This is a genomic window from Streptomyces sp. P5F9, from assembly GCF_057961495.1.
In genome coordinates this window covers 1-14,056 of record NZ_JBXVPZ010000248.1, presented here as the reverse complement: position 1 = coordinate 14,056, position 14,056 = coordinate 1, and the positions used below count along the sequence as shown (strand labels likewise).

Below are 14,056 nucleotides of genomic sequence, written 5' to 3'. Positions count from 1 at the left end.
GCCCATCCCCCACTCGGCCGAAGGGTCCCCCTCATGTACCGATCGCGCAGCCGCGACCCGATCCCGTCCCCCTCCGAACCGTTGGCTCACAGCTTCACTCCGCCCCCGACTCCCGCCGAGCCGCCGACGTACGACCGCATCCGGTCCGGACGCCTGGTGATCCCGGCGCCGTTACGCGCGAACCTCGGATACGACGCCGTGGGCATGCCCCGGGAACACGGGGAACGCATCCTGGACCGTCTTCAGCGTGTCGGCTGCATCTTCGCCGACGCCCGGCGCTGGTGGTGGATCGTGCCGGCCGGCTCGCACATCGGCGTCATCTGGCCGCCGTCCGTCAGCTATGCGATCGGCGCCCAGGTGGCCGACCCCTCATGGACGAGCACCCGCCCGAAACCGGGCCTGGAGCATCCCCGTCTGATCCATTCCCCCGAGACCGGGCAGCCCTACACGCCGCCGATACCCCTGTACTTCCTCACCTGCCGCGTCGCCGGCAGCACTCCGCTCTGGTCACTGGACGCGGCAAACTGACCGGCCGCGTCCGGCAGTTCGCGGCGATACGGCTGAAGGGGGCTGGAGACTTCCACGGACAGGTGGTGCCGGGTGTCACCGCCGCGCGGGCCGCGCCCACCAGTGCGGCGTCCCCCGCGGAGCCGGCAGGCCGTATCGCACGAGCTCCGGGAGACCAGTGGATCCGTGGGGGCACACGTGTCGTCCGGTGTCCAGCCGCCGGTCACGAGACCGGTGGACAGGGCGGGGGCGACGAGGTCCCAGGAACGGGCCATGGAGCCTCCGACGACCAGGACGGTCGCGCCGAAGCCCACGATGCGCGGGCCCAGTACGAGGCCCAGTCCGGTGACGGCCTCGTCCAGTACCCACTGGGCCCGCTCCTCCCCGGCCCGGGCTCGCGAGGCGATGTCGCTCACGTCGCCGGCGGGGTCGCCGTAGCGGGCGAGGATCGCGCGGCGGGAGACGGTGCCCTCCAGCGGTCGGCCGTCGAGCATCGGCCAGTCGATGTAGAAGAGACGCCTGAAGCCGGGCTCTACGCCCGGCAGTCCGAGGTTGGCGCCCGGCTCGCCCGCTCCGACTGCGGCCTCCACGTAGCGCTTGGGCACATCGGCGTACCAGAGCAGGTCGTGCTCGACGAGGGCGGCGCCGGGCCGTAGACGAGGCGGAAGTAGGGGTCGTCGGCGTCCGCAAGTCGTTCGGTACGGCTTCTGACGAGCGCCGGCCGTGCGTAGTGGTTCCGGATGTCGAGCAGGGTGACGGCGACACCGCGCTCGGTCAAGTGGTGTTCGAGGCGATCGGCGAGGAGGGACCAGTCGACGGACGGGGGCCGTCGATGGCCAACACCGCCGGGCCGTCGGGGAGTTGGGAGGCGACCGCCTGCCATCCCGTGCGGAGGACGGCCTGGGGGGGGCGGGGGCGTAGCGCGGATCGAGCCGGTACACACGGACTCCTCTGCAGACAGGAGGCGGCGCTCATTCCTTGCTCGATCCGGCGAGCATCCCGGACACCAGGGTGCGCTGGGAGAACACGAAGAGCACCAGGACAGGAAGGATGGCGACGATGATGGCCAGGGCCAGTTCGGGGATGGTGATGTTCAGGCCGGCGCCGGCGACGGGGTTGAACGACGGTGTCGAGGTGAGGAGTTGGTTCAGGCCCACCTGGACGGGGAACTGCTCGCTGTTCGGCAGGACGAGGTAGGGCAGGAAGAAGTTGTTCCAGTTGCCCACGAAGCTGAAGAACGCGACCAGTCCGACCACCGGTTTGGCGAGCGGGAGCGCGATGCGCGCAAAGAGCTGCCATTCGGTGCAGCCGTCGATGCGCGCGGCGGACAGCAGGTCCCTGGGGAGGCTGCTCCCGAAGTAGATGTAGACCAGGTACACGCCGAACGGATAGAAGGAGAAGGGGAGTATCACCGACCAGATGGTGCCGATGAGGTGGAAGCGGTTGAGCTCCAGGAAGATCGGCAGCACCAGGGTGGCCTGCGGCATGATCATGGTGACCAGGGTGATCACGAGGAGTGTCTTGCGGCCCCGGAACTTCGTCAGCGCCAGCGCGTAGCCGGCCGGAACGCTGACGGCCAGCGTCAGGACGAGCGAACCGCCCGAGTAGACGGCCGAGTTGAGCAGCCACCTCGTCATGACGCCGTCCTGGAAGGCGAACAAGTGCCGCCAGGCCGTGCCTATTTGGTGGAACGAGCCGAAGGAGAGCGGGTTGTCCCGCACCACTTCGCCGGCGGTCTTCGACGGTGCCAGCAGCAGCCAGATCACCGGCAGGACGAAGAACACCAGGAGAAAGGCCAGGAGGAGTCCAACGACCAGGAAGGGGAGGCTTCTTGACGGGCGGGCGCGTCGCCTCACGGCCGTCAGGAAGGGAGTCGTCTGTGTCATTTCTCGTCCAACGTGAACAGGTTCGAGCGGGCGACCAGCAGGCCCGCGGCGAGGAGGCCTACGGCGAGGAGGACGACGGAGATGGCGGCGGCGCCGTTGAAGTCGCCCTGCTGGAAGGCGTAGACGTAGGCCAGTTGGTTCGGCGACCAGGTGGGACTCACCCGGCCGAGGCTGGCGGTCTGGAGGAGTTGGGGCTCGACGAACAACTGGGTGCCCGTCGCGAAGGCCATGATCGCCATGTAGGCGATCCACTGCCGGATCATCGGGATCTGGATGTGCCAGGCGGTGCGCCACGGGCCCGCGCCGTCCATGCGGGCCGCTTCCAGCACCTCGTCGGGGATGTTGTTGAGCGCCCCGTACATCACGACCATCCAGCCTCCTGCACCGGTCCAGAAGGCGATCAGCATGAGGATCAGCGGCAGGTTGCCGGGCGCCAGGACCGCGGCGAACGTCTTGAACCCCAGGGCGGTGAGCAGCCAGGACACCGGGCTGACGTCGGGGTCCAGCATGAACAGCCAGACCAGCACGCTCGCCACTCCGGCGAGGGCGCCGGGAATGTAGTAGAGGAAGCGGAAGAGCGCCGAGGTGCCTGGCCGCACGCGGCCGCGCAGGACCACGGCGGTCAGCACGACCAGGACGACGAGCGTCACCAGCCACATGACCAGATAGACCAGCATGTGGGTGAAGGCCGGGGCGAAGCGGTAGTCCTGGACGACCTTCACGAACTGGTTGAGTCCGGTGAACTGGCCCCGGTCGTTGGTGAGCGACAGGTAGAACGCGTACCCGGTGGGGAAGACGCCGAACGCGAGCAGCAGCAGCGCGTAGCCGGCGACGAAGAAGTAGCCCGCGCGGCCGCGGCCCGTGCGCCGCGGCGTGGTGCGGCGGCGCACGGGGGAGACGGCGACGCGCTCGGTCTCCAGCAAGGTCACTGATCGACCACCTTGTAGCCCTGGGTCTTCGCCTCGCCGGTGATCTCCCGCTGCCAGGCCGGCAGCGTCTCGGTCAGGCTCTTTCCGGCGGTCAGCGCCGGGAGTACGACGCTGGACCAAGCGGTGGAGTCCGAGAACCTGGTGTTCGACCAGCCGGTCCACACCTCGTTCGCGGCCTGCTCGAACGGCCCGCTCACATCATTGGCGAAGTAGTCCTTGTTGGCCGGGTTGGCCAGCCAGGCTTTCGCGGCCTGGGTGTAGGCCGGGTAGGTGGCCGCGGTGGCCTGGTTCTCGTCCGAGGTGGTCAGCCAGGTGACCAGGTCCGAGGACGCCTTGAGGTTGGCACTGTGCGAGGACACCATCCACACGCCGCCGCCTACGTTGCCCGTGGCGGCCGTGCTCTCGCCCTGCCAGGTCAGCGGGGGCGCCGCGGCGATCTGCTTGGCCGGGGTCTTGAAACCGGCCTTGAAGAGGTACTGGCCGTACCAGGAAGGGCCGTACGCCATCAGGACCTTGCTGCCGCTGTTCTTGGCGAAGCCCTGGCTGAAGAACCCCTGGGTGGCGATGGCCTTGGCGCTGATCAGGTGGTCCAGCAGTGTCGCCATGCGGGTGCACTTCGGGTCCTGGAGGTCGGTGCGCAGGGTGTCCGGCTTCGTCAGGCTGAACGCCGGGCACTGGCCCGACCAGAAGTACGACTCATGGGAGTTGGTGTCGCCGACCGAGCCGACGAGGTAGCCGGGGTGCTCCTTGGCGACCTTCGTGCCGAGGGCCTCGTAGTCCTCCCATGTGGTGGGGACCTGGTAACCCCACTTGTCCATAAGGGACTTGTTGTACCAGAGCACGACCTGCGCGATGTCGTTGCGCATGCAGTAGGTGTGGCCGTTGAACTGACAGGGTGTCAGGGAGCCCTTGGCGAAGCCGTCGAGCGCGCTCTGCGGTACGAGTTTCTCGTCCAGGGGCGCGGCGAACGGCTGCGCGCCGGGCTTGGTGGCCTCCGACGCCCAGGTCACGTCGGTCGGCGTGCCGAACACCACGTCCGGCCACCCGCTGCCGGTGCGGTCGAACAGCTGCACCTTCGACTGCAGATACGTCGATCCGTCGGCCCCGCCGTCGTACGTGACGATCTTCATCTTCACTTCCGGGTGCGCCTTCTGGTACGCCTGCACCGACGGCAGCCGGGTCGAGTCGGCCCACACCGTTATCTGTGAACTCGCCTTCTGCGCAACCGGCTTGAACGCCGACTGCTCGGAGGCGGCAGGGGTGGTGGTGTCGGCGCCGGCGCAGCCGGCCAGGGCGGACGCGGTGGCCAGGGACAGCGTGACCGCGGCCGCGCGGAGCAGCGAGTGACGCCGGCCGGTTCTCGGAGATCGGGAAGACTCCATCGTCTTGCCTTGCCTTTCTGTTCTCGCGCCGCTCAGCGCGGTTGCTCGACGAACGGCAGGAGTTGGCTGCCGTAGCCGAAATCGAGGGGGAGGGCTATGCCGGGTCCCGTGGGGGCGTGCACCAGGCCCTGGTCGTCCACGTGGCGCTCACGGACGACGTTCACCGAGGTCACCAGGGACTCGTAGTAGGTGGTGTTGGAGATGGCCATGCACAGGTGGTGGTTGGGAATGTCCGAACCGTGCACCTCGGCCCGCAGCCGGTAGGCGTCGGCGAGATGCGCGGTGCGCATGGCGCCGGTGACACCGCCCCGGAGGGTGGTGCCGGTCCGGACACCGAAGGTGGCGGCGCCGGCCCGGATGAAGTCCGCCGCGTTCATGTGCGCACCGTCGGAGGTCTCGGCCACCAGAAGCGGTACGTCCACGGTCTCGGCCAGCCTCTGGTACGCGGAGATGCTGAACTCCCGCATCGGCTCCTCGTACCAGAGGTAGTCGGCCTCGGAGAGCGCCCGCCCCAGCCGGATCGCGTCGGGCAGGTCGAAGCCCGCCGAACCGTCGTACATCAGAGGGACATTGGGGCCGACGTGCTCGCGCAGGGCCAGGCACAGTTCCGCGTCACGGCGGGCGTCGCCCCAAGCGTGCAGCTTGATGCCCCGGTAGCCCAACTCCAGGCACTGGTCCGCCACGTCGAGGAACTCCGCGACGCCGGCGAACGTCGAGGTGGAGGCGTAGGCGGGGATGGCGTCCCGGAAACCGCCGAGCAGGCGCCAGACCGGCTCGCCGTGATGGCGGCCGGCCAGGTCCCACAGGGCGGTGTCGATCAACCCCAGGGTGGGGAGCGGGAGTTCGTGGATTCGGTCCAGCTCCCACACCCGGTGCCACAGCCACTCCCGCTGGAACGGGTCGGCTCCGACCAGTTCCGCGCGGAAGACCCGGTCCACCAGGTCCCGCAGGGTGGAGTGGGCGCCCGGACGGGCGAACACCGCCACGCCCTCGGCTCCCTCGTCCGTCCCGATGTGCAGGACCGCGCCGTCGCCCACCGGAGCGCTTCCGCTCAGCCCGTCGCGCCAGCGGAAGGGCGGACTGGCTGCCGGAACATCGATCCGGTGCACTTCGACATGGGTGATCTTCATCCTGGCTTTCGTCTTCTGTAGGGAGAAAGGTTTCGGCTCGAGGGCGGAGTACGCGGCAGCGCAGTACGCGGAAGCGGAGTGCTCGGAAGCCGAGTGCTCAGAAGCCGCCGTACGCCTGGAATCCGTAGACGCTGCCGCCGTTCCCGCTGGAACCGGTGACGGTCAGGCGCAGGAAGCGTGCGGTGACGGGGGTGCCGGCGAAGGCGTAGTTGGTCCGCGTGGTGGTGTTCTCGGCTGTGTGGTCCTCGAACGTCGACCAGTTCCGGACGTCGGTGGAGTACTCCAGGCGGTACTTGTAGCCGCTCGTCAACTCGAAGGTGGTGACCACGGCGGAGACGGCGGTGTCCTTGCCGAGGTCGACCTGGAGCCAGGACGGGTCGGGCAGTCCCAGGCCCTGCGCCCAGCGGGTGGAGAGGTCTCCGTCGACCGCCTTCGCCGGGGCGTAGCCCTCCGACTCGGAGGACGCGGTCGCCGAGCTGTTCAGGGCCAGGTCGTTGTCGGCCGGGGTGGTCACCGCCGCCGCCGGGCTGGGGGCGGAGGCGTTCAGCGCCTCGTCGCGTGCCACGACGGTGAAGGAGTACTCCGTGGCGGCGGTCAGGCCGGGGACCCGCAGGGTCGTGGCGTCGGTGACACCGATCCGTTTGCCGTCCTGGTAGACGACGTAGCTGGTCACGCCGGTGTCATCGGTGGCCGCGGGCCAGCTGACATCGACCAGGCCGGGCAGCAGCGGCTTGACCGTGGGCTGTCCGGGAGCGGTCGGGGCCGTGTGGTCCGTGACGGTCCTCGGGGTGCCGTAGACCTGGAAGTCGTAGATACTGCCGCCGTTCCAGCTGGAGCCGGTGACGGTCAGTCGGACGAAACGGCCCGCGACCGGAGTGTCCGTGTGGGCGTAGTCGGTCGCCGCCGTGGTGTTCGCGGCGGTGCGGTCCGCGAGGGTCTTCCAGTGGACCTCGTCGGGGGACACCTCGATGCGGTACTTGTAGCCGCTCGCCTTCTCGAAGGTGGTGATCGCGCCGTTCACGTCGTACGACGCACCGAGGTCGACCTGGAGCCAGGACGGGTCGGGCAGGCCGAGGCCCTGGGCCCAGCGGGTGGAGAGGTCTCCGTCGACCGCCTTGGCCGGGGTGTTGTCCTCGGAGTACGACGAGGCCGTGACGGGCTTCTTGAGGGCGAGGTCCGTGCCCGAGGGCATGGTGACGCGGAGGGTCGGGCTGGGAGCGGACTCGTTGCCGGCGGCGTCACGGGCGGTGATGCGGAAGGCGTATGTCTTGCCAGCGGTCAGGCCCGGGAGGCGCACCGAGGTGTTGCCCGTGGCGCTGACGAGCTTGCCGTCGCGGTAGACGGAGTAGCCGGTGACGGCGATGTCGTCGGTGGACGCGGGCCAGGTGAGGTCCGCGATCGTCGGGAAGTCGGTGACCGCGCTCGGAGTGCCGGGGCTGCTGGGCGCCTGGTGGTCCGTGACGGCGGGGTCCGGGTCGAGGTGGCGGTAACTCGGTTGCAGGCCCGCGTTGTTGACGATGGAAGCCGGGAGTTGGGCGCAGGAACCCACGGTGGTGTTTCCCGTGATGGTGCTGCCCGTGCTGTTGGCCTGGGTGGAGTACGCGGGCTGGGTGGTGAAGTTGCCGGTGGCGTCGATGTCCATGCCGTGGTTGAGGAACAGCCACTGGTAGGCGACGTCGCACAGGGCGTTGCCGGTGTTCGTCCAGTACCGGCTGCCTTCGTCGTGGTAGATCGCGCCGTAGGCGGGAGGTGGTGTGCCGTGGATGTAGTTGCCGGACACCACGCCGCCGGGGTTGGAGCTCAGCGTGTAGATGGCGCCGCCGTCGGCCTGCGACTTCATGATGTCGTAGATCTCGTTGTCTGTGACCTCGGTGTCGCGGCTGGTCGTGGGGGTGTCCCAGACCGGAACGCCCAGGTTTCCCGGGTAGTTGGTGTCGCCGCCCTGGTCGGTGAGACCCCAGCCCCAGCCGACGGAGATGCCGGTGTAGGGCAGGTCGTAGACCTTGTTGTGGGTGATGGTGGTGTGGTCGGTGTAGCCGGCCAGGATGCCGATGGAGCCGTTGTACTGGTCGGCGACCTTGGTCACCACGTTGTTGGCGACCCTGGTGTCCTTGGTGATGTCCCGGGGGTCGTCGGGGTGGGCGTCTATCACGTCGACCCCGCCGATCTGGATGCCGGTGGCGGCGATCTGGCGGAAGCCGTTGCCCGTGATGTCGGTGCCCTGCGTGCCGGTGTTCAGGTTCAGCCCGACCGCGCCGAGATGGGTGAAGGTGTTGCCCTCGAAGCCGATGCCGTGGCCGTAGGAGACGTTGACGGCGCCGGGCGTCTTCTGCCACTTCAGGCGGGTCGCGTCGAAGTCCGGGTCGTTGCCGACCATCCGGAAACCGGCCTGACCCTCGATGAGGCCCTCGGACGAACTGGGCGCGAGCCAGGTGGAGTTGGAGAAGGTGATGCCCTGGAAGGACACGTTGCCGACCGGCGCGGTTCTGGTGCCGTCGAGGTCCACCAGGTCCTGCACGAGCGGCACGGTGACGTTCGCGGTGGAGAGGTTCTGGCCGGCCTTGGGCATGTAGTAGATCTCGCCCGCGCCCTTGTCCAGGTACCACTCACCGGGGGTGTCCAGCAGTTCGCGGGCGTTCTCCAGCCAGGTCGGGTTCTGGATCTCCTGGCCCTGCTGGAGATGCGCGTTGTGCCAACAGGGCTGCTGCATCGTCATCTTGTTGTCGGCGATCGACTGCACCGGGCAGCGCATCAGCTTCCAGCCCCAGGAGCTGACGACCTCCAGGTCCGAGGGGCGCTTGTAGGTGTTGAGGCTGGAGTCGGTGAAGGCGTAGCCGGTGGACGTCTGGCTGAAGCCGGCGGGGTTCTTGCCGCTGCGCGCCCGGGTCTCCAACTCGCCGTCGACATAAAGCTGGCGGGTGTCGATGTCGCCCACCTCGGCCTTGTAGACCTTCCCTGCCGAGTCGGCCGGCGTCCAGCCGGTGACCTGCTTGCCCCCGCTGATCACCGGATGCGCGCCGGGGGCGGCCTCGTAGACGATCCGGTGCCCGTCGCGGCCGGAGTCCCGCGCGGTCAGGGTGAACGTACGGCTGAGCTGGTAGGTGCCGGACATGAGCCGGATGTGGATGTCGCCCTTGGCCTTCTGCTTGACGTCCCGTACGTAATCTCGTGCGTGGTCAAGGGTCTTGAAGGGGTGTGCGGCGGTCCCCGAGCCCGCGTCCCGGCCGGTCGGAGAGACGTAGATGTTCAGGTCCTGCGGCGGGGGAGCCGCCTGGGCCGGCACGGCGTTCAGCAGGGCGGCTGCCATCGCGGCCACGACGAAGGCGGCGGGGAAACTTCTTCGCGGCGGCGTCCAAGCGCCCCTGCGCGCAGACGGATGAGACACACCTATCCAATCGCCTGAGGGAGGTTGATACCTGCAAGTCCCGGTCGTCCACCGGGACTTCAGGGTGTCGGGCGGCCCGATCGCTGTGCGGTGACACACGCGGGGTCGGCCGGATCTAGGAGGTCGGTGCCTCCGGGGCGGGCGGTTGGGCCCCGGTACTGAACAGCCGGTCGCGGATCTTCCTCTCGAACTGGCTCTGCGTGGTGCCGATGTGTTCCACCATCAGCCGCTCGGCGAGATCGGCCGCCCCCGCGGCGACCGCCTCCGCTATGGCCACATGCTGGTGTGCGGCGACTTCCAGCGATCCGGGCACGTCACCGTGGAAGAGCAGCACGTCGGACTGGGACGCCAGGCGCCGCACGCCGGCGACGCTCGCCCGGAGGAACACGTTGTGCGAGGCGGCGCCCACCGAGTCGTGGAAGGCCGCGTCCGCCTTGGCGAAGGTGTCCACGTCGTTCATCGTGGCCGCCGTCAGGGAACTCTCCGCGCTCTCCCGGATGGCCCGGACCTCGATCGGGGTGGCGTGGGAGGCGGCACGGCGTGCTGTCTCCGACTCGATCACCTTGCGGTAGTCCAGGAGCATGCGGACGTCTTCCATGCCGGTCGGCCGGAAGTGGGAGAGTTCGTCGTCCAGCAGTCCGCCGACCGAGGCGGCGACGAAGATGCCGGCGCCTCGCCGCACGGTGAGCCGGCCGATGGCGGCCAGCACCTTCACTGCCTCGCGGGTGACGTTGCGGGACGCTCCCAGGATCTGGGCCAGACCCTGCTCGGTGGGGAGGCGGTCGCCGGGTCGCAGGTTCTGCTGGGCGATGTACTCCAGCAGTTGTTCCGCGACCAGTTCATATCCCGGACGGTAGGCCGGTGTTGAGTCACCCAAGGCGAACCCCTCTTGCGTCACGAATGAATCAGGTTCATTTTTCGTGGCCAATATGGCACTGCCGTTGTGAGTTGGGAAGACATCGGACAGATCTCGGTCGGGAGTCCAGCGAATACCCTGACAAAGCGTGCTGAACTGTGCACTCCTGCCCGGGTGTTGCGCGGAATGGATCCCATCCTTAAGGTCCTGCCTGCCAGATGAAGCAGATCCTTCTCTATGCCGCGAGGGCCGCGGAATCGGGAATCTCGTGAGGGCACGCCCCCTGGGTCGTACGAGCGTCCAGGTCGGCACGCTGGGATTCGATGCCGCCTGGGACACAGGGAGGCGCTACTACGACACCCACCGGATCCGACCTGACGGCAGGAGGCTTCGCCGTACCCGAGACGCTGGTCCGCCACCCCGTTCAACTCCGGTCTGCTCAGCCGTCCTCACCCCACGAGTGACGCCACCTTCGACCACGGCCCCGCCTGGGAATCGGCACTGCGTCGTGCCCGGCATCTTGCCGGGGTGTCCGATCGGCACGGCACCGCACTCCCGCACGCCGCTCTGCGACCCCGGCGTGGCCTGCGTGGTCGCGGGTTTCCGTACCCCGGAGGAGGTCGTGTCCGCTGCCCGCTGGGCCGCCACCGACCTGACCGAGGAAGCATGACTGGACCTCGACACGGCAGCCGCGCGGGCGGCGGAAGTCGCACCTTTGTGACGTCAGTGATTTGCATATCTCTGCAAGTAATTTGCAGTGACTTGCATATTTCATTCTTTACTTCGTCGGAATCTAGCGGGGTGGATGGGGTCTCTGTACGGTCGGGGCGCCGGTCTCCCCCCACTCCGTGAAGGAGCCTCACATGCTGACGATCCTCAGACCCCGGCACCTGGCGGTGGCCGTCGCCGCGGTCGGTGCGCTGTGCGTGTCCGTCTTACCGGCCGCCGCCACACAGCAGGCGTCGCCGGCCAAGGGCGTGGCGAGCGCGGCGGTGGGTGCGACGACGCCGTTCTCGGTCTATGAAGCCGAGGGGGGAACTCCCGCCGGCGGCGCGGCTGTTCGGTCGCTGACCTCGGCGCCGACGACGCAGTACTCCAGCGCCGCCCTGGAGGCGTCCGGCCATTCCTATGTCCACCTGGGCGACACGGGCCAGTCGGTGCAGTGGACGAACACCACCGGGCAGCCGATCTCCTTCCTCAACGTCCGGGCCGGCATTCCGGATTCGGCGTCCGGCGGTGGTCTCACCGGCACGCTGAACCTGTACGTCAACGGGGTGTTCCGGCAGGCGCTGAACCTCAACTCCCGGCAGAGCTGGGTGTATGAGGGCAACGGCAACTACAACACGAGCGACGACCAGAACCCGGCCGACGGTGACCCGAGGGTCTTCTGGGACGAGTCGCACGCCTTCGTCACCGGGGCCCCGATCCCGACGGGCGCCACGTTCTCGCTGCGGAAGGACTCCGACAACAGCGCGTCCTTCTACGACGTGGACTCCGTCGACGTCGAGAACCCGCCGGCGCCGCAGACGCAGCCGGCCAACTCGATCTCGATCACGAGTTGCGGTGCGGTGGCGGACGACACCCCGACCAACGGCGCCGCCGACAGCCAGTCCGTGGACAGCCGGGCGGCCATCCAGAACTGCATCGACCGGGCCGAGCAGCAGGGGAAGACCCTGTGGATCCCGCAGGGCACCTTCTACGTGAAGGGCACCGCGGGACTGGACGCACAAGGGATCACCATCGCGGGCGCGGGCCTCTGGTACAGCACGGTCTACCGTGACGTCCCGGTCCCCAACAGCACACCGCTGGCAGCCCTGTTCGACCTGACCTCATGCACTGTGCGCAACTTCCACATCGACGCCAACGCCGTCAGCCGGAGCACCACCGGCGGGGACGGCGGCGCGATGGACACCACCGGCACCGACTGGTCGGCCGACGGCATCTGGACCCAGCACACCATGTCCGGCTTCTGGGCCTCCGGCACCGGCGGAACGGTCAAGAACAGCAGGCTGACGTCGATCTGGGCCGACGGGATCAACGTCAACAACGTGTCGCTGGGCGCGGACACCGGCAACGACCTGACGGTCACCAACAACTTCGTCCGCGGCACCGGGGACGACGCGATCGCCATCAACTCGGTGGCGTACAACACCAACAGCGACGGTTCCCAGACCCACTACAACCCGATGAGCGATGTCACCGTCAGCGGCAACACCTCGATCGCGCCCTGGGGCGGCAAGGGCATCGGGATCTACGGCGGCAGCGGCCACCAGGTCAAGGACAACTACGTCAGCGACACGGCCCGTTACATCGGCCTGGGCGCCGGACGCTTCGGTGCCAACGGCAGCGACCTGCTGTCCGCGACCGTGACAGGCAACACCGTGGTCCGCTCCGGCGGCAACGCCTACAGCCAGGGCCAACCCGCTCTGCACATCGGCAACGGCGGCGACGGCCAGAACACCGGGACCGTCGACAAGGTCACGGTGACCGGCAACACCGTCACCGACTCCCTCTACGACGGCATCGCCTTCTCCACCTCGACCAACACCCTGCTGCAGGACAACACCGTCAACGCCCCCGGCCGCAACGGCATCGCGATCTCGCCGCCGTTCTACCCCGCGCCCACCGGCTCCGCGACGATAACCGGCAACACGGTCACGGGACTTGGCTCCGGCACCTCGGCCTTCGTCAACAACTCCACCGGTTTCGTCGCCACGTTGAGCGACAACCACTGGCCGCCGCCCGCCCCCGAGGGCCCCTATGGCGGCACTCCGGCCGCGGTGCCCGGCACGGTCCAGGCGGAGGACTACGACACCGGCGGCCAGGGCGTCGCGTACAGCGTCACCTCCGTCAACGGCAACGCCACCTCCTACCGCGCCGACGGCGTCGACCTGGACAACACCTCGGACACCGGCGGCGGTTACAACCTCGGCTGGACCGGCGCCGGACAGTGGTTCCGCTACACGGTCGACGTCGCCACGGCCGGCACCTACACCCTCGACCTGCGCGTCGCGGCCCCGTCCGCGGTGCCCGGCGCGCTGCACCTGTCGGACGCCTCCGGCACGAATCTCACCGGAGCCGTCGACCTGCCCGCCACCGGCGACTGGCAGACCTGGGGCACCGCGACCACGCACGTGACTCTGCCCGCCGGCCGACAGGTTCTGACGCTCGACCAGGACAGCGGCGGCTGGAACATCAACAACTTCGGCTTCGCTACGGGGAGTAGCGCACCGTCGGCCACCCTGTCCGCGACTCCGGGGTCACTGACCTTCGCCGACCAGGCCGTGAACACGACCAGCGCCGCACAGACCGTCACGGTCACCAACTCCGGTGCCGACACTGCCTCGTTGACCGGAATCACCGCCGACGGCGACTTCGCCCAGACCAACATCTGCGGCAACTCCCTGGCAGCTGGGGCGAATTGCACGGTCTCCGTCACTTTCGGACCCACCGCCTCCGGGACCCGCGCTGGCACCCTCACGTTGACCGGCAACCAGTCCAACAGCCCCACCACGGTGGCCCTTTCGGGCACCGGCACCGAGACCGCGAACACCAACCTCGCCGCCGGCAAGCCCACCAGTGAGTCCAGCCACACCGACGTGTACCCGTCGTCGAACGTGACGGACGGCAACCAGAACACCTACTGGGAGAGCGCCAACAACACGTTTCCGCAGTGGGTCCAGGTCGACCTCGGCTCGGCCCGCAGCGCCTCCCGCGTGGTCCTGCAACTGCCCGCCGCCTGGGGCGCCCGCACCCAGACCCTGACCCTGAGCGGCAGCACCGACGGCAGCACCTTCACCACCCTGAAGGCGTCGGCCGCCCACACCTTCGACCCGGGCACCAAGAACACCTTGACGCTCACCTTCCCCGCGGCCACCGACCGCTACTTCCGAGTCACCGTCACCGCCAACACCGGCTGGCCCGCGGGCCAGTTGTCCGAGTTCCAGGTCTGGAACGCCTGACCCCTCCCGCTTCCTGACC

10 protein-coding genes are annotated in these 14,056 nt (G+C 68.6%); 3 read left to right on the top strand and 7 right to left on the bottom strand.

Features of this window, described 5'->3' with window-relative positions:
• Positions 1 to 528: hypothetical protein (locus tag AC31A1_RS31635; RefSeq protein ID WP_489656613.1), on the top strand; the 528-nt coding region annotated here is incomplete at its 5' end.
• Here the strand turns inward: AC31A1_RS31635 and AC31A1_RS31630 are convergent.
• The 7 genes from AC31A1_RS31630 to AC31A1_RS31600 form a co-directional block, all read right to left on the bottom strand.
• Positions 444 to 1,112 (bottom strand): hypothetical protein, encoded by a 669-nt coding sequence (locus AC31A1_RS31630; RefSeq protein WP_489656612.1) that lies wholly within the window; start codon positions 1,110 to 1,112, stop codon positions 444 to 446. The genes AC31A1_RS31635 and AC31A1_RS31630 overlap by 85 nt on opposite strands.
• Before the next feature lie 366 nt (positions 1,113 to 1,478).
• Positions 1,479 to 2,393 carry a carbohydrate ABC transporter permease gene (locus AC31A1_RS31625; protein WP_489656611.1) on the bottom strand — a complete coding sequence of 305 codons (915 nt, stop codon included), beginning with the start codon at positions 2,391 to 2,393 and terminating at the stop codon, positions 1,479 to 1,481.
• Positions 2,390 to 3,322, bottom strand: a complete 933-nt coding sequence (locus AC31A1_RS31620) for a carbohydrate ABC transporter permease (protein WP_489656610.1) — start codon at positions 3,320 to 3,322, stop codon at positions 2,390 to 2,392. Before AC31A1_RS31620 ends, AC31A1_RS31625 begins: the two co-directional genes overlap by 4 nt.
• The gene (locus AC31A1_RS31615) at positions 3,319 to 4,704 is read right to left on the bottom strand and encodes an ABC transporter substrate-binding protein (protein ID WP_489656609.1); all 1,386 of its coding nucleotides are present in this window, start codon (positions 4,702 to 4,704) and stop codon (positions 3,319 to 3,321) included. Before AC31A1_RS31615 ends, AC31A1_RS31620 begins: the two co-directional genes overlap by 4 nt.
• A gap of 32 nt (positions 4,705 to 4,736) precedes the next feature.
• Positions 4,737 to 5,834 carry an enolase C-terminal domain-like protein gene (locus AC31A1_RS31610; protein WP_489656608.1) on the bottom strand — a complete coding sequence of 366 codons (1,098 nt, stop codon included), beginning with the start codon at positions 5,832 to 5,834 and terminating at the stop codon, positions 4,737 to 4,739.
• Between the two features lie 97 nt (positions 5,835 to 5,931).
• Positions 5,932 to 9,141, bottom strand: a complete 3,210-nt coding sequence (locus AC31A1_RS31605) for a discoidin domain-containing protein (RefSeq protein WP_489656607.1) — start codon at positions 9,139 to 9,141, stop codon at positions 5,932 to 5,934.
• A 193-nt stretch (positions 9,142 to 9,334) separates the two neighbouring features.
• On the bottom strand, positions 9,335 to 10,096 hold the full coding sequence (locus tag AC31A1_RS31600; RefSeq protein WP_489656606.1) for a FadR/GntR family transcriptional regulator: 762 nt from the start codon (positions 10,094 to 10,096) through the stop codon (positions 9,335 to 9,337).
• A 487-nt stretch (positions 10,097 to 10,583) separates the two neighbouring features.
• Between AC31A1_RS31600 and AC31A1_RS31595 the strand changes: the two genes are divergently transcribed.
• Both AC31A1_RS31595 and AC31A1_RS31590 read left to right on the top strand, forming a co-directional pair.
• Entirely contained in the window at positions 10,584 to 10,745 is a 162-nt protein-coding gene (locus tag AC31A1_RS31595) for a hypothetical protein (RefSeq protein ID WP_489656605.1), read from the top strand.
• 193 nt (positions 10,746 to 10,938) lie between these two features.
• The gene (locus AC31A1_RS31590) at positions 10,939 to 14,037 is read left to right on the top strand and encodes a discoidin domain-containing protein (RefSeq protein WP_489656604.1); all 3,099 of its coding nucleotides are present in this window, start codon (positions 10,939 to 10,941) and stop codon (positions 14,035 to 14,037) included.
• Positions 14,038 to 14,056 lie beyond the last annotated feature (19 nt).

What these genes read in the sequence shown, in the direction of transcription:
- AC31A1_RS31625 (WP_489656611.1), bottom strand. Translation starts at nt 2,393, where the DNA reads ATGACACAGACGACTCCCTTCCTGACGGCCGTGAGGCGACGCGCCCGC.
- AC31A1_RS31610 (WP_489656608.1), bottom strand. Translation starts at nt 5,834, where the DNA reads ATGAAGATCACCCATGTCGAAGTGCACCGGATCGATGTTCCGGCAGCC.
- AC31A1_RS31615 (WP_489656609.1), bottom strand. Translation starts at nt 4,704, where the DNA reads ATGGAGTCTTCCCGATCTCCGAGAACCGGCCGGCGTCACTCGCTGCTC.
- AC31A1_RS31605 (WP_489656607.1), bottom strand. Translation starts at nt 9,141, where the DNA reads ATGGCAGCCGCCCTGCTGAACGCCGTGCCGGCCCAGGCGGCTCCCCCG.
- AC31A1_RS31590 (WP_489656604.1), top strand. Translation starts at nt 10,939, where the DNA reads ATGCTGACGATCCTCAGACCCCGGCACCTGGCGGTGGCCGTCGCCGCG.